Source organism: Clostridium sp., assembly GCF_050717535.1.
In the GTDB taxonomy this organism is placed as follows: Bacteria; Bacillota; Clostridia; order Clostridiales; family Clostridiaceae; genus Clostridium_AD.
Genome location: NZ_JBOITM010000040.1, coordinates 1 through 16118 on the forward strand (window position 1 = coordinate 1; position 16118 = coordinate 16118).

Genomic DNA, 16118 nt, shown 5'->3' on the forward strand with positions numbered 1-16118 from the left:
GCAATAAAAAGTATGAAGTAAAGGGAAAAAAAAGTTGTGAGAATAAGCATATAGATGATAAGGTTTTATACCAAGCCTTTATAAACACGTTTAATGCTATGATTGAAAATAAGGATTATTTTATGGAGAAGTGGAAGGCACAGGCGCAGAGTGAGAATTTGCTTCAAAGATATAAGGTAAAGCAGTTTATAAAAATGATAGCTGATGCAGAATTATTAAAAGAGTTTGATATAGATATACATTTCAAACTAATCGAGAAAATGATAGTATATGAAGGGAATAAGATTATTGTAACTTTGCTTGATGGAACTGAAATAGAAGTTCTAATTGAATAGAGGATTTTGATGGAGCCAGTTGAAGTGATTTAGATTCACTTTGACTGGCTATTTAGGTTATAACTAACTTCATTTTTACAATATCTAAAACTTTTGAAGGGTTAAAACAAGCATTACTAGATTAATTTGCCATCAATTGACGTGTTAAAATGGTTAGAATATCTGTGTTAATAATTCAATAAAAAAAAGATGCAAAATCTAAGATATATAAAAGTGGAATAATAGAGGATTTTTGGAAATTATGTAGAATATACAAATAAATAGTGAAAGTAGTAAAGATATTAAAAATACAAGGGGGTTTACTAATGAAAATAAGAAAAAATAAGAGGGTATTATCAATTTTTTTTACGGCTATATTTATAATGCTAAATATTCTAAATGTAACTAAAGTTAAGGCTCAAGATACATATAAATACATAAATGAATGGAAAAACAAGTATGATTTTCCGCTTTCAATGTCAGTAGATGCTTCAGGGAATTTTTATTTTGTTGATGCACATGCTCAATGTATTGAAAAATTTAATTCAGATGGAAAGAGTATAATTAAATTTGGAGGTTATACAATTTGTGCAGCAGTAGATCATTTAGGAAATGTTTATTCAATTGCAGGTGTTGGTGACGATGGTTGGGGGAATATAGGGGTAATAAAATACGATTCAAATGGTAAATATATAACCAAATGGAGTGTTGAGGGATTACAATTTAATAAAGGGGTAGAAATAAATGGAATTGCGGTTGATACTTTAGGAAATGTTTATATATGCTCTGGAAATTCTGGTGGTAGAAAACCAAGTCGTATACAAAAATTTAATTCGAATGGGAAATATATCACTCAATGGGAAGTAAAATCCAATGGAAGTTTAGCAACAGATATTTTAGGTAATGTTTATGTTGCTTATTCTGGAGGAACCAACATGCTTACGGATGATACAATTATATACCTTAGTAGCTATATAGAAAAATTTGATCCAAATGGAAAATCTCTAGCTAAATGGGAAACTGATTGTTCAGTAAAGGGTGAATATAAATTTACAGGAATTACCGTTGATAACTCAGGAAATATATATGTAACCGACTTTAAGAATAAGTGTATACAAAAATTTGATTCGAATGGAAATTACTTAACTCAATGGGTACCTAATCAATCAAATGGTCAAGAACACTATTTACAAGCACCAATAGCGGCGGATGGTTCAGGAAATATTTATATATGGACTAGAAGTATTTCTGGTAGCTGCATACAAAAATTTAGCCTTGCACAAACAATAAAGCAAACAATCTTGGTGAACAATGGAAGTGATTTAAACTTAACAAAGTATTTAAGTTTAAACGGAACTAACCTAACCTGGCAAAGTAGTAATACAGCTGTCGCAACTGTAAATAATGGAGTAGTATCAGCTATAGGGACAGGAATAACAACAGTAACTGCTGTGGAAAAAGATGGAACACAGTATGGAGTATTTACTATAAATGTAGAACTTAAGAAGGAAAATTTAGTTATTCGTAACGGTCAAAACACTAATTTAACAAATTATTTAAATTTGAGTTCCAATATTTCAAATAATATAACATGGAAAAGTAGCGAGAATAGTATTGCCACAGTAAGTAAAGGAATTGTTACAGGTTTAAAAAATGGAACAGTAACGATAACAGCATCAGGTAGTGACGGCACTCAATATAGTGTATTTACTATAGATATAGTGAATAATGATATTACAAGTAGTACATTAGGTACCATAAGACTTGGTGGGGCTGATAGGTATGATACATCAACAGTTATTTCCCAAGCAGGATGGAAAAAAAGCTCAACTTATGCGGTTATTGCAACTGGTAGTGATTATCCTGATGCGTTAAGTGCAGCTCCGCTTGCTAAAAAATACAATGCACCAATTCTGTTAACTAAGCGTGAGTTAATTCCTCAAAGTGTATTAACTGAGATTAAAAGATTAAATATTAATCATATTTTTATAGCTGGTGGTATTGGAGTTGTATCCGAAACAGTTGAAAAACAATTCAATTCAATAGGTATAACTACAGAAAGACTTGGAGGTAAAGATAGATATGAAACTTCAGTTAAAATAGCTCAAAAATTAGGAGCCTTATCAGGAGAGATAATGATAACGAATGGAAATCAATGGTCAGACGCATTATCAGCTTCTTCAATTGCTGCAAAAAAAGGAATTCCTATACTTTTAACTAATAAAGATACTTTACCGGACTCTACAAATACTTTTATAAATGCGAGAAATTTCAGTAAAACTTATATTTTGGGTGATACAGATTTAGTAAGTGATAATGTAGAAAGTAAGCTTCCAAACCCCGAAAGAATACTCGGTAGAAACCAATATGAAAGAAATATTAATATTATAAAAAGATTTCAAAACGATATAGATTTTAGCAACATATGTATTGCTACAGGAAAAAAGTTCGCTGATGCACTTTCTGGTTCATCACTCGCAACAATGCTTTCTTCGGCTATAGTTCTTGTAGATAATAGTGATTTACAAGATATAACAACTCAATACGCAAGTCAAAATCTTATTCAGGTAAATAATGTATATGTATTTGGGCAACAAGGTGCTGTGAGTGATAATATAATTAAAAAACTGTTTAACAAATAAAAAAATATACAAATATAGAGTTTTAGATTTTAATCTTAACTTATTTATCATAATATCTTATAGATATAAATGGATTTAATGGATGCATAAGTTAATAGTTGAACTTAAAACTCTATATTTGTTTATTTAATATAAAACAATAAAGGGGTATGGGGAGTGAAAAAGAATTTAAAAATAGTAATTATATCTATAATATTAGTTGTAATTGGTACTGGGTCATTTATTGGTGTTAAGAGTTACAATACTAATCAAAACTATAAAAAATATTTGAGTCAGGCAAATACTTATGTTAGTAAAGAACAATATGATAAAGCTGTACAATCATATCAAGAAGCTTTTAAATGTAAAAATGATGCTAATATTAATAAACAAATAGAACTTGCTAAAGTGCTAAAAGCATCAAAATTAACATATGATAAAGCTGTGAAACAAATGAGTGATAAACAATATTTAGACGCAGCAGATACATTTAAAAAAGTAGACAAGCTAGATGTTAAAAAGTATGTTGATTCTCAAAATAAAATAATTGGATGTAAGAAATTATATATCACGGATAAATTTAATATTGCTAACGATGATTTAAAAAACAATAAACTTGATGATGCCAATAAGGTTTTAGCGGATATATTTAAGGTTGATGCTGCTAATGCTGATGGACTTAAATTAAAGGATGATATTGCAAAGGTACTTCAAAAGCAAAAAGATATTGAAGCTTATAAGAAAAAAGAACAAGACTTAAAGAAAAATGGAATTGCATCACTTGGTGAGTTACGAAGAAAATTTGGATTTAACAAATACGTAATTTTAAATGTGAATGATAAATCAATGCCTGATTTATTAAACCATTCAGCACCATTATCAGATGAATTTCTGGAGAAATATGGTGGTTATGTTTTCGTATCGATAGGAACAGGAAAATGGGAAGACTCTGATTGGAAAATTGCTGAACCCGATATAACTATAAACGGCAAATTAGCTTATTCAGTTTATTCTATAGATCTAGGAACTTATTACGGTGGTGGAAATGGATATGATTGGGATATAAGGGATGTAGACGGTAAAGTATTTGATGGTAACGAAGTAAAAGACTCTATCAAAAATAATAAGGCTTTTTATAAAGATGGTAGTATACTACAATTAAATGGACATTTTATGTAGTGTGGTAAATTTAAGTGTAATAATCCAGGGGTAGAAAATTCTAAGTTAAAAACAAGTGCTAAATAAAACAGTAAAGTAAATCAAAATAAGGGAAGTCTTTTTATATGTAATGATAGACAGATAGCTTAACCAGGTTTAGATGTCTTTAATTGCAATTTATTATTTTATAAGTTAGTTATTACTTATATGTGTAGGAAAAAAGCAGTAAGTAGGTAAGAGGAGTATAAAAACATTCATGTAGAGTACTCACGGAACTAATAAATAAAACTTGAATTTGTATGGAGTCGTCTAGAACTATAAATTTTATGTTGAGAGAGCAAGTAGCGATAAAAATAGGTATAGCAAACAAGCCTGCACGATGCAGGAATTTCAATAAAAAATATTTAATTGCTAAATAGCTACACTAGTATATTTAAAATACTAAAACCTGAAACTTTAAGTCTTGCATCTAGATGAATATTAATTCCAGCAATCATAGTCATAAATGAATAACGTTTTTTACCGTATATTCGTAAAGAATGAATTCTATAATCATTCAGAATACGATTATTTATACGTTCTGAACAAGTTCTAATTTTATAAATAGTTTTCCATTGTTTTGAGCCGCGAGGCACAGTAGTAAATAACCGCAAGTCCCATGATGGTTTAGTATAGATTACTCGCCCATAAGGTGAAGGTGAGCACTGTTCACAACAAGAGCAACTATCAACCTTTTTTAAAACTAAAGGGCAGTGCCATTTAAGGCGTGAACGACTTTTTTCATAACCGTTATAGATCATTTCATGGCCACCTATACAGATAGGAAATCCTTTTTATTAATATCTAGAACAGCTGGGTATTTTGGATTTTCCTTGTTTTTGGAGTTCAGATCAATAAAGGGATTAATGTTCCATTTAGAACATAATTCATATGTAGCATAGTTATCATTAGCTGAGTCAAGAACATAATTTGATATATTGAACTGCGGCAACAGTTCTCTAAATTCAGCTAATGCGACTATTCCAGTGACACTGTCGTGTCTGCTTGCCTCTACAAATCGTAGATAAATAGGTAGATCGATCTTGTATTTCTTGTTATAGGCAGATAAAGCATAGAGCGTATAACCGTAAAACCAACGACTTTCATGACTGTCCCAACCCCAAGTAGCGTTTACGTCAGAAAGTCTACGAGGGCATTTGCAATCGTAAATTCCGTTTTCACGGCAGTCACAAACTTTAGAACCATAGTAAGAAGATTTACAGTGAACGCAAGTACCATCACCCGCAACTGTAAGTTTAGCTTTTTCTATTAGGTTAAGATTAAAAGATGGTTCTACAGCAACTAATGAGAATATTTTTTGAAGCAGCCTTTCGGCTCTTAATGAAATGAGCGACCAGCTTCAAAATAATTTGAAATTCTTTTAACAACACCTGATCTTTTATTAGGAAGCTTTTTATTTTTCCCGGGTTCTTTGGTTTTAGCGGGTTTCTTCTTATACGGATGTGTTTTTTTTAGTTTGAGTCTGTCGGTAGACAGACTTGAGAGCCATAATCTAGAGATAAAATCATAATGAGCACCAAGTGATGGGACATTATTTTCATTGCAGCCAATACAGGTTGCAAGTAACTCACAGGCATGAAGCTTTTTAACCCAGTTGGTAATACTTGTTTCCTTTTGAAAAAGCATTAAAGAAAATGAACGAAATATTTCAGGTTGAAGGGTCGCAGGTCTACCAGTATTAGAATAATAAGGTTTTAATATCTCTCTAAGAATATCTAAGTCTAAACAATACAACTTAGAGATAGAATTTTCAAGTTCTATAATTTTTTTAGGAAAAACTTTGTAGAAACATGAGAGAGTTGAAATAATAAATTGGTGATAATCATCATGAGTGCCCCAGTTTTTAAGCATAAAATAAATAATCCTCCTTTTAAAACATGTCTTTAGGAGGAGATTTTCAAAATTTTACAGACTTGCCAAGCGTTTTATTCAAAAAAAATGGGGGGATTAATAAAATTTAATGATACTAAAAATGAGCAATCACGGGCTCTAAAGAGTTTCTGTGAGAGCTCATGTAAAGGGAGGGGGACTATATGAGTAAAAGGATTATTACTATTTTTATCTTAGTAATATGCATATTTGTTATTAGCTTGTTATTTTTTTTGAATGGTGATAAAAGGAAATTGAATGATGCTAATAAATTTTCAAAGAATGGGCAAACATCAGAAGCTATTACTATATTTAAAAGATTAGTAAATAATAATAAATTAGGTACTGAAGCTAAATATGGTTTAGCTAAAACATACATAAAAATGAATAATTATAAAGATGCAGAAAAAGAACTTGTTAGTTTAATAAATAATAAACCCGATTACTTTGAAGCTAATATAGAACTATGTAATCTTTATAAGAAACAAAATAGAATAGAGGACTCATATAAAGTATTAAAAAAATATTATGCTTTAAATAAAGATAGAAAAGCTGAGAAGTTCATTGATGAAGCTGAAAAAGAAATTAGAAATAGCCTAGTGGCCCATGTTAAACCAAATAGTGGAGACGTTTATTTAGGTGATTTCATAACAATTAATGTTCCCCAAAATTGTAGTACATACTACACAATTGATGGAACAAAGCCAAATAAAAACTCACAAAAATACACTGAAAAAATCAGATTATCTAAGGGTGGAAATTTAACTTTAAACATAATTATTATTAACAATAACAGTGATATAAGTAATGAAATAACTTATAAATATAACGTGAAATTTAAGGATGTAATTCTTAATCAAGAATTACAAAGAAAGCTTAATGTTTTTATGAGTAATTTTGCTGAAGTTTCATTTGATATATCATTTGAGGAGGGAAAAATATCTGATAGGCAGCTAATATTATTTGGCTTTCGGCATAATTATAGAAATTATTACAGGGGAATAGTTTTACATGGAACTAAGCGTTTTGAATTTGAAGATTCACATGATAAATTAAAAAAAGAGTATATTGATGATGCAGTAAAGAGGTATTTTAATATAAAAAAAATTCAACATCAAACAATAGCACCAGATGAGAATAGTTCATATAAACTTGAATACAGAAATGGATATTACTATCAAATGCATGGTGATGGTGAAAGTCCCATAGATTATTCTGTTGTTTTTAAAATAGAGGATATTGGTGATGGGAAATACATTATTTATACAAAAAATTATCATACCAGCGAGTATAATCCTAAAGTTGATTTGCAATATGATTTTTATTCATTAAATTTTGCTAAGTCAGAACAGATATACAAAGATGATTTAAATGGTTATGAAGTGGAAATGGTTATGTCAAAGATACAAAAAATAAATGAAAATGGTAGTGAAAGATATATTTTATTAGAGTATAAACTAAATAATTAATTAAGTAGAATGGAGATGATTTTTATTAATATTAAAAAGAAAGTATTAATTTCATCAGTAAGTATTATAGCTATTTTGGCTACAGTATATTTTTATTATTATTATTTTAATAAAATCAAACCATATAATGATGCTTTGAATAAAGCGAATAAAGCTATAGTTGTAGAAGAGTATGATAAAGCTCTAGCAGCTTACACAGAGGCTTTAAGCTATAAAAAGGATGTAAATATAAGTGATAGTGTAGATTTTGCTAAACTTTTAAAAAAATCAAAAGAAAACTATGATTTGGCTGATAAACAAATGAATGATAAAAAATATTTAGATGCTATAGATATTTTTATAAAAGTAGACAAGCAAGACAATAAAAGATATTCAATTACACAAAATAAAATTATTGAATGCATGAAATCATATATAGCAGATAGTTTAAATAATGCTAATGATAGCTTGAAAATTAATAAGTTTGACGATGCTAATAAATACATAGATAATGTATTAAAAGTAGATGCTAATAATTCAGATGCTAAAAAATTAAAGGATGATATTACCAAGACTATGCAAAGACAAAATGAAGATGAATCAAATAGAAAAGCTCAACAGGAAGAAAAAGTAAAGTTAAATAGTGCTGGAACATTTATTTCAGAAGACACATTGTTAAAAATAAAAGAAGGTAGAAAAAATGATCCAAATGATTTGAGTAGTTCAATTGTTGAGTTATCCAATATCAAAAAGGATAAAGCGGAAATTAGATTTGTGTTTATGAGTACAGGTGGTAGTGTAAGGGGAGGTTCTGGGGTAGCAGATTATAAGGGAAATGGGAAATGGGTGTTTGAGTATGATTCAACTTATAGTGGTGAGGAACATCTAATTGGTACAATGATAGTTAAGGGCGAAAATGCAGAATTGAGTGAAAGAATAGATAGTGAACCATATAAGTTTGTAAGACATGATTATTAATTAAAATCCATGAATTTAATAGGGTATTTAATTTCTATAATTTAAGAAACAAAAAATATACTAGTTTTGCAAGGTGATTTGTGCAAAGACAGAAATTAGAAAAATTACTTGAAATCTCTGTTTCTAAAAATAGAGAAAACTAAAAATCAAATATGAAAAGTAAAATAGTAGATCACATTGATATCGCGTAAAAGTATAAATCTAAAGAATTCCACGACCCCCTTAATTTTAGGGGGTACATCTTTACGAAAAACATATTTTAATGCGTATTATTATCACTTAACCACCAAAACACACGTTGAGTGTGTTGTAAGGATAGAGAGGAAATAGCCTGGTGCCACCCACGTGGCAAGTGGCAAAGTGGACAAGGTGTAGTGGCATATATATGTCATGTGTAAGATTATAAGTGAATATTGAAGTGTATTTTATGTTCCCTCAGACTGATAGGTTGGGGGAATTTTTGGGTTAGGGGGTCTAACAAATACGCAAAACTAAAGGTATTTGCGTATTTGTTTAGGTTTTGCGAAATTGTGTGGGAGAAATGTGAAAAATGACCCCCTCAAAATTTGGAAATAAACTATTTTCATTTGTAGGAAAATATAATAATAAAGTGTATAATTGTAATTGTGCTGGTTTTGGCTGGTGCAATTATTTTAATTAAGTTAATTTGCAATTTGATTATACTAGGAGGATTATAAATGTTTGAACAAACCTTTAAAAATATTGACGACATACTACACAAAGACGCTGGTTGCGGTAGTGAACTTGACTATGTAGAGCAGACTTCATGGGTTCTTTTTCTAAAATATCTGGATGACCTTGAAATAGATAAAAAAATGGCAGCAGAGCTTTCAGGTAAAACGTACAATGCTATTATAAGCGATGAATATAAGTGGGAAACATGGGCAGTACCCAAAGGTGAAGATGGAAAATTAGATCATCATAAAGCACTTACGGGTGATGATCTGAAAGACTTTGTAGATATAAAACTTTTTCCATATCTTAAAAAATTCAAAACTGATGCAGAAAGTGCCGATACCATTGAGTATAAAATCGGTGAGATATTTAGTGAGTTAAAAAATAGAATGCAGAGTGGCTACAACATGAGAGAAGTTATTAATAAAGTGGATGATTTAAAATTCCGTTCACATGATGAAAAACATGAGATGTCTCACCTCTATGAAGATAAAATTAAGAACATGGGGAATGCAGGACGAAACGGTGGAGAATATTACACCCCACGCCCACTCATTAAGACCATTGTAAAAGTTGTGGCTCCTATTATTGGTAACAAGGTATACGATGGTGCTGTAGGGTCTGCAGGATTTTTGGTGGAAGCCTTTGAATACTTAAAAAATAGCAAAAATCTATCTACAAGTGATGTGGAAACCCTTCAAAAGCACTCTTTTTATGGAAAAGAGAAAAAGTCACTTGCTTATATAATCGGTACTATGAATATGATTTTACATGGAATAGAAGCACCTAATATTGTACATATGAACACACTCTCAGAGAATATTGATGATATTCAGGAAAAAGAACGCTATGATATTATCCTTGCCAATCCACCATTTGGAGGTAAAGAGCGTGCAGAGGTTCAACAAAACTTTCCAATCAAAACAGGCGAAACTGCATTTTTATTTCTTCAACATTTTATAACGATACTTAAAGATGGTGGAAGTGCTGGTGTTGTAATTAAGAATACCTTTCTTTCTAATACCGATAATGCATCTGTAAGCCTACGTAAGCAGCTTTTAGAAAGCTGTAATTTACATACGGTACTAGATTTACCAGGAGGTACATTCACTGGGGCTGGAGTGAAAACAGTGGTACTATTTTTCAAGAAAGGCGAGCCAACACAAAAGGTATGGTTTTATCAGCTGAATTTGGATAGAAATCTTGGTAAGACCAATCCATTGAATGAAAATGATTTGGCTGAATTTGTGGAATTGCAGAAAGCCAAAGGGGATTCCGAAAATTCATGGTTAGTAAATATGGAGGATGTGGATACCACTAACTATGATCTTTCAGTAAAAAATCCTCATAAAAAGGATAAAAAGGTACTTCGTGAACCACAGGAAATATTGGATGAGATAAAATTATTTGATGAAGAAAGCGCTGAAATTCTCAGCTTGATCAGGGGATTGATATGAAAATTAATTGGAAAGAAAAGAAACTGTGGGAGATTTGCCAAATAGAGTTAGGGAAAACACCTTCACGAAGCAATAAGAAATTTTGGGATATTGCCAGAGATACAGGTAATGTTTGGCTTTCGATTGCTGATTTATTAAACACAAATGGAAATGTTATTTCGGATAGTAAAGAATATATTTCTGAAGAAGGTGCAAAATTATCTAAGATTGTAAAAAAAGGGACTCTACTTGTTAGTTTTAAGTTGACACTAGGAAGGCTTGCTTTCGCAGGGATAGATTTATATACAAATGAAGCTATTGCTGCTTTAAGTATTAAAAATGATGAGGAATTATCGAAAGGTTTTTTATATTACTTTCTTTCTTATTTTGATTGGGATGCTGCCACCGAAGGCGATGTGAAAATAAAAGGGAGAACATTAAATAAAGAAAAACTTAAAGCGATTGATATTCAACTCCCCCCACTCAATGAACAAAATCATATAGTTGATATTCTGGATATGGCTTTTGATGCCATTGCAAGGGCAAAAAAAAATGCTGAAAATAATCTACAAAACGCACGAGAGATTTTTGAGACGTATTTGCAGAGCGTCTTTGTAAATTGTGGGAATGAGTGGCAATATAAAACTTTAAGCCAAGTATCAAATGTATTTGGACGAGGAAAATCAAGACATCGTCCAAGAAATGACAAAAAACTTTATAACGGAAAGTATCCATTTATTCAAACTGGTAACATCAGAAATTGCAATCATTACATTACTGAATACTTTCAAACATATAATGATGAGGGGCTTGCTCAAAGCAAGTTATGGCCAAAAGGAACTATTTGCATAACTATTGCTGCAAACATTGCAGAGACAGGAATTTTAAGCTTTGATGCTTGCTTTCCTGATAGTATCATTGGTATTGTGTTAGACCCAAAACTTGCTGAAATTAACTTTGTAGAATATTTATTACAGTCATTTAAAGCAAAGATTCAGGCAAAGGGAAAAGGAAGCGCACAAGCCAATATCAATTTGGGAACATTTGAAAATGAATTATTTCCGTTTCCACCATTAAATGAACAAAAATGCATTGTCACTAAAATCAAAGATATATCTATACAAACCCAAAAACTCGAAGCTATCTACCAACAAAAACTAGACAACCTTGAAGAACTGAAAAAATCAATCTTACAAAAAGCCTTTAATGGTGAACTATAGGGGGGTAAATCATGAATGAAGCTGATACTAGAGCTGAAATTATTGATCCGAAATTAAGAGAGAGAGGCTGGGGAGTTACTCCAGGCTCGAAAATTCTTCGTGAATATCATATAACCTTGGGTAAAATCCAAACAGGTGGAACTCGTGCTAAGGCAGTTGTTGCAGATTATGTACTTGTATATAATGGTTGTAAATTAGCGGTAATAGAAGCTAAAAGCGATGAACTTGAAGTAGGCGAGGGCGTGGCACAAGCTAAGGATTATGCGGAAAAGATGAAACTTAATTACACTTATTCAAGTAATGGTACTGAGATTTATCAGATATGTATGAAAATCGGTGAGGAGGGTTTAATTGCTCAGTTTCCTACACCAGATGAACTCTGGAATAAAATATTTTCTGATCAGAACGAGTGGAGAGATAAATTTAACAGTATCCCTTTTGAAGATTTAGGAGGTACCAAAAGCGTCCGTTATTATCAAGAAATTGCTGTGAATGCTACTCTAACTGCTATTGCTGAAGAAAAGAATCGTTTGTTATTGACCCTAGCAACAGGTACTGGAAAGACATTTATTGCTTTCCAGATTGCTTGGAAACTTTTTCAAACACGGTGGAACCTGAGACGAGATGGTTCACGGAGACCTCGAATTTTATTTTTGACTGATAGAAATAATCTAGCTACCCAGGCATTCAATGATTTTTCTGCATTTAAAGAAGATGTATTGGTACGTATAGACCCTAAAGAAATTAGAAAAAATGGGTACGTGCCAACCAATGGAAGTATTTTCTTTACTATATTTCAGACTTTTATGAGTGGTAAGGATGATAAGCCCTATTTTGGTGAATATCCTAAAGATTATTTTGATCTTATCATTATCGATGAATGTCATCGTGGCGGTGCCAATGATGAAGGCAACTGGCGAGGTATACTAAAATACTTTTCGCCAGCAGTTCAACTAGGACTCACCGCAACACCTAAACGTAAAGAAAATGCAGATACTTATAAATATTTTGGAGAACCATTATATAAGTATTCACTAAAAGAAGGTATAAATGATGGTTTCTTAACTCCTTTCAAGGTGAAACGTATCCAAACAACCCTTGATGAATATATCTATGTAAGTGATGATGACATTATCGAGGGTGACGTGGAGCAGGGCAAAATATATACAGAAGATGATTTTAATAAAATTATTGAAATCAAAGAAAGAGAAGTTAAACGAGTGCAGGTACTTCTTTCAGAAATCAATCAAAATGAAAAAACTATTGTTTTTTGTGCTACACAACTTCATGCGGCTGCAGTACGTGAATTGATTAATCAATATAATAACAGTAATAATCCCCATTATTGTGTCAGGGTAACCGCAAAAGATGGTGCTCTTGGAGACCAGTATTTAAAAACATTTAGGAATAATGAAAAACCTATTCCAACAATTCTCACTACTTCTCAAAAGCTATCTACTGGAGTAGATGCTCGAAATATTAGAAATATCGTTTTGATGCGTCCGGTTAAGGATATAATTGAGTTTAAACAAATAGTTGGTAGAGGGACAAGGCTTTTTGAGGGCAAAGAATTTTTTACAATATATGATTATGTAGACGCATATCATCATTTTAATGACCCAGAATGGGATGGTGAGCCAATAGAACCTGAACCAAAACCAGAACCTAAAGATCCAAAGGATCCTAAAAAACCAAAAGAACCTGATGATGATTCAACTACAGACGAGCCTTCACCAGATGAAAAAGAGAAAAAGAAAAAACTAAAGATTAAACTTCGTGATGGTAAAGATCGTCAGATTCAACACATGATCTCTACATCATTTTGGAGTGCTGATGGTAAACCTATTTCCGCAGAAGAGTTTTTGCAAAACTTATTTGGAACATTGCCAGATTTCTTTAAAAATGAAGAAGAGCTGCGTATAATCTGGTCAAACCCAATAACACGAGAAACCTTTCTTGAAAAGTTAGATGATGCAGGTTATGGCAAGGATGAGCTTATTATTTTACAACGGCTTATAGATGCTGAAAATAGTGATCTATTCGATGTACTAGAATATGTTTCATTTGCGGTAAAACCAATAACCAGAGAAGCCAGAGTAGCTGAGGCAAGGGCTGATATTTTTAATGGATTGGATGATAAACACAGGGATTTCCTTGAATTTGTACTTTCTAAGTATATTGAAAGCGGAGTTGAGGAGCTTGAACAGCAAAAATTACCGAGTCTTTTGGAGCTGAAATATCATTCCATTCCTGATGCAGTAAAAGAACTTGGGGATGCTACTAAGATAAGAACTACATTTATTGCTTTTCAGAAATATTTGTATGAAATAAAAGTTGCATAAAATTAAAATGAATACTTTTTGATTGTATTTTTATACTTTAATATTACAATTTAATATAACATATAAAATTAGGCGTTTTTCATATAAAATCTGAAATTAAAGAAACAACAGGAGTTCTTTCAGAATCAGCTAAGGGATGGAAAAAGGAATTAATGCTGATTAATTAGTAAGGAAAGGTGGAGATTATTTGTTTTCAAGAGCAACGATAATGGATATTATGTATTTATTACGAGACATGAATACCCATGCGACTTTAGATACATATGTGTTTAGATATGGATTAGATGAAATAGCTACAGGTAGTAGCAAAGATCAAAGGGTGCTAGCCGTTGGTCGATATTTAATTAATAATCCTCAACTGCATGGAATTTTAAGTGATAATTTGATGTATGAAATTGTAGAAGATATCCTTAATAAGGCTATATCCAATGATTACCATTTTGACTTTAATACTAGTGAGTTCATCAATTACCCGCAATTAAGAAGACTTCTATTAAAAGATGGGTTTGTAATTGATGATGGTAAATTACTTAGAACATTTGACACTGACATAGATTTTAATAAAAATGAAACTTTACTTGAAAATTTGCTAAACAAACATAATTTCGATATTGCAAAGGGTCATTACAATCAGGCCAGTAATGCATTTAATCGAGGTGATTGGGCAGCGTGCAATAGTCAATTAAGAAGTTATGTCGAAGAGTTATTAAATAAATTGGCGAAAAAAATAACGGGAAATACACCTGCAAGTAGTCAAGAGGCTAAAATTACTTTATCTAAATGTGAACCACCAATATTTTACAAGCAGTTAAATGAATGGCTAGATAATGGTCAAGGTTTTTTTGAAACTTTCTGGAAACGGCTTCATCCTGAAGGGTCACATCCTGGACTTTCAGATGAAAATGATTCGATATTCAGACTAAATCTTGTTCAAATTGCTACACTCGAAGTTTTAAGAAGATATGATCAAAATTATTCTAGATACTAGGTTGTACAGTCAAACATGATATTCTAGAAATTGACAGGGATGATTGGTGGGTTGAGAAGGAGTATAAAGATTAGGATTAAAGAATCCTATAAAATAGAACAGTATACTTATAATTCTAAGTTATGCACTATTATTAAAATTATTTACAGGCTCTTTATAGATATAAAAACTGATATAAAAAAATGCCTACCCAGCCAATAGTGATAGCTGAGTAGGCTTATTTACTTTATAATAAATACTTATTCTGCATTTTCTTGAGTAATTTCCATAATATCTGAGATATCACAATTAAGTGCTTTGCAAATTCGAAGTAGTATATCTGTAGTGATATTATCACCTTTACCTAACTTTGCAATTGATGCAGAACTTATTCCACTTGCATTTTTTAAATCCTGTTTATTCATATTTTTATCTATCAGCATTTTCCATAGTTTGTTATAACTAATACGCATTATTGATACCTCCTTATCTAGCCGAGAATTGCATATAATTAAGCATTTTCTTTGCCAACAACCCCAATAAGAAAACCGTATCGACTTTCTTTATACTTGCTTACATAATTATCATGAGTAAACTCAATGACTTTAGCTCCCACTGATTCATAATCAATATCAGGAAGATCTTTTGAATTTTCTACAATAATGGTTTGACCTTCTGATTGATGCTTAATGAAATATTGGAGCAATCCTTTTTTCATGCTTTCTGGGTTTTGATCATCTACTCCTTGATCTAAGCCAAGAAGTGGAGTATCTACCATGAATAATCCAGGGTTATATATAGCATTATTAATATAATAGTGTCTGAATACCAAACCAAGGACGGTATTTATGAAAGCACGGTATCCTTTACCATGGCTTTCTGATTGTGCGCCCGGCATGGGCGCAATCTAATGGGTGAAAGTCCCTAGCACGGGTTAATAGTGCCAAGTGCATAGCTTAAGACAAGGGTGTCCATCGCGAGACGGAATCTGAAGGAAGTCGGCGGCCAA

The 16118-nt window shown here is 31.5% G+C and carries 13 protein-coding genes and 2 pseudogenes; 10 read left to right on the forward strand and 5 right to left on the reverse strand.

Annotated elements, in window-relative coordinates:
* From ACREVU_RS06800 to ACREVU_RS06810, 3 genes and pseudogenes are all read left to right on the forward strand, one after another.
* Positions 1-335, forward strand: a pseudogene (locus tag ACREVU_RS06800) (recombinase family protein); the annotation flags it as partial.
* A 305-nt stretch (positions 336-640) separates the two neighbouring features.
* Positions 641-2956 (forward strand): cell wall-binding repeat-containing protein, encoded by a 2316-nt coding sequence (locus ACREVU_RS06805; protein ID WP_431550865.1) that lies wholly within the window; start codon positions 641-643, stop codon positions 2954-2956.
* A gap of 156 nt (positions 2957-3112) precedes the next feature.
* A complete protein-coding gene (locus ACREVU_RS06810) occupies positions 3113-4114 on the forward strand; it encodes a tetratricopeptide repeat protein (protein ID WP_431550866.1) in 1002 nt (333 codons plus the stop codon).
* Positions 4115-4512: 398 nt separating this feature from the next.
* Here ACREVU_RS06810 and ACREVU_RS06815 read toward each other — a convergent pair whose 3' ends face one another.
* The 3 genes from ACREVU_RS06815 to ACREVU_RS06825 form a co-directional block, all read right to left on the reverse strand.
* Complete coding sequence (locus ACREVU_RS06815; RefSeq protein WP_431550867.1) at positions 4513-4893, reverse strand: hypothetical protein; 381 nt, start codon at positions 4891-4893, stop codon at positions 4513-4515.
* An 11-nt stretch (positions 4894-4904) separates the two neighbouring features.
* Entirely contained in the window at positions 4905-5084 is a 180-nt protein-coding gene (locus ACREVU_RS06820; protein ID WP_431550868.1) for a hypothetical protein, read from the reverse strand.
* 386 nt (positions 5085-5470) lie between these two features.
* Entirely contained in the window at positions 5471-6004 is a 534-nt protein-coding gene (locus tag ACREVU_RS06825; RefSeq protein WP_431550869.1) for a hypothetical protein, read from the reverse strand.
* A 182-nt stretch (positions 6005-6186) separates the two neighbouring features.
* Between ACREVU_RS06825 and ACREVU_RS06830 the strand changes: the two genes are divergently transcribed.
* From ACREVU_RS06830 to ACREVU_RS06860, 7 genes and pseudogenes are all read left to right on the forward strand, one after another.
* Positions 6187-7491, forward strand: coding sequence for a tetratricopeptide repeat protein (locus ACREVU_RS06830; protein WP_431550870.1), 1305 nt, complete (start codon positions 6187-6189; stop codon positions 7489-7491).
* Between the two features lie 9 nt (positions 7492-7500).
* Positions 7501-8448, forward strand: a complete 948-nt coding sequence (locus ACREVU_RS06835) for a hypothetical protein (RefSeq protein ID WP_431550871.1) — start codon at positions 7501-7503, stop codon at positions 8446-8448.
* Between the two features lie 698 nt (positions 8449-9146).
* The gene (locus ACREVU_RS06840) at positions 9147-10601 is read left to right on the forward strand and encodes a class I SAM-dependent DNA methyltransferase (RefSeq protein ID WP_431550872.1); all 1455 of its coding nucleotides are present in this window, start codon (positions 9147-9149) and stop codon (positions 10599-10601) included.
* Complete coding sequence (locus ACREVU_RS06845) at positions 10598-11800, forward strand: restriction endonuclease subunit S (RefSeq protein ID WP_431550873.1); 1203 nt, start codon at positions 10598-10600, stop codon at positions 11798-11800. The genes ACREVU_RS06840 and ACREVU_RS06845 overlap by 4 nt, the downstream gene beginning before the upstream one ends.
* An 11-nt stretch (positions 11801-11811) precedes the next feature.
* Positions 11812-14142, forward strand: coding sequence for an EcoAI/FtnUII family type I restriction enzme subunit R (gene hsdR / locus ACREVU_RS06850; protein ID WP_431550874.1), 2331 nt, complete (start codon positions 11812-11814; stop codon positions 14140-14142).
* 83 nt (positions 14143-14225) lie between these two features.
* Positions 14226-14306, forward strand: a pseudogene (locus tag ACREVU_RS06855) (PC4/YdbC family ssDNA-binding protein); the annotation flags it as partial.
* Positions 14307-14359: 53 nt separating this feature from the next.
* Positions 14360-15130 (forward strand): hypothetical protein, encoded by a 771-nt coding sequence (locus tag ACREVU_RS06860; RefSeq protein ID WP_431550875.1) that lies wholly within the window; start codon positions 14360-14362, stop codon positions 15128-15130.
* Between the two features lie 239 nt (positions 15131-15369).
* Here the strand turns inward: ACREVU_RS06860 and ACREVU_RS06865 are convergent, their stop codons facing one another.
* Together ACREVU_RS06865 and ACREVU_RS06870 are read right to left on the reverse strand one after the other, a co-directional pair.
* Positions 15370-15582, reverse strand: coding sequence for a helix-turn-helix domain-containing protein (locus ACREVU_RS06865; protein ID WP_431550876.1), 213 nt, complete (start codon positions 15580-15582; stop codon positions 15370-15372).
* Positions 15583-15620: 38 nt separating this feature from the next.
* The gene (locus ACREVU_RS06870; RefSeq protein WP_431550877.1) at positions 15621-16007 is read right to left on the reverse strand and encodes a hypothetical protein; all 387 of its coding nucleotides are present in this window, start codon (positions 16005-16007) and stop codon (positions 15621-15623) included.
* Positions 16008-16118 lie beyond the last annotated feature (111 nt).

What these genes read in the sequence shown, in the direction of transcription:
- ACREVU_RS06840 (WP_431550872.1), top strand. Translation starts at nt 9,147, where the DNA reads ATGTTTGAACAAACCTTTAAAAATATTGACGACATACTACACAAAGAC.
- ACREVU_RS06825 (WP_431550869.1), bottom strand. Translation starts at nt 6,004, where the DNA reads ATGCTTAAAAACTGGGGCACTCATGATGATTATCACCAATTTATTATT.
- ACREVU_RS06805 (WP_431550865.1), top strand. Translation starts at nt 641, where the DNA reads ATGAAAATAAGAAAAAATAAGAGGGTATTATCAATTTTTTTTACGGCT.
- ACREVU_RS06865 (WP_431550876.1), bottom strand. Translation starts at nt 15,582, where the DNA reads ATGCGTATTAGTTATAACAAACTATGGAAAATGCTGATAGATAAAAAT.
- ACREVU_RS06815 (WP_431550867.1), bottom strand. Translation starts at nt 4,893, where the DNA reads ATGATCTATAACGGTTATGAAAAAAGTCGTTCACGCCTTAAATGGCAC.
- ACREVU_RS06835 (WP_431550871.1), top strand. Translation starts at nt 7,501, where the DNA reads ATGGAGATGATTTTTATTAATATTAAAAAGAAAGTATTAATTTCATCA.
- hsdR (WP_431550874.1), top strand. Translation starts at nt 11,812, where the DNA reads ATGAATGAAGCTGATACTAGAGCTGAAATTATTGATCCGAAATTAAGA.
- ACREVU_RS06830 (WP_431550870.1), top strand. Translation starts at nt 6,187, where the DNA reads ATGAGTAAAAGGATTATTACTATTTTTATCTTAGTAATATGCATATTT.
- ACREVU_RS06870 (WP_431550877.1), bottom strand. Translation starts at nt 16,007, where the DNA reads ATGCCGGGCGCACAATCAGAAAGCCATGGTAAAGGATACCGTGCTTTC.
- ACREVU_RS06845 (WP_431550873.1), top strand. Translation starts at nt 10,598, where the DNA reads ATGAAAATTAATTGGAAAGAAAAGAAACTGTGGGAGATTTGCCAAATA.
- ACREVU_RS06860 (WP_431550875.1), top strand. Translation starts at nt 14,360, where the DNA reads ATGTATTTATTACGAGACATGAATACCCATGCGACTTTAGATACATAT.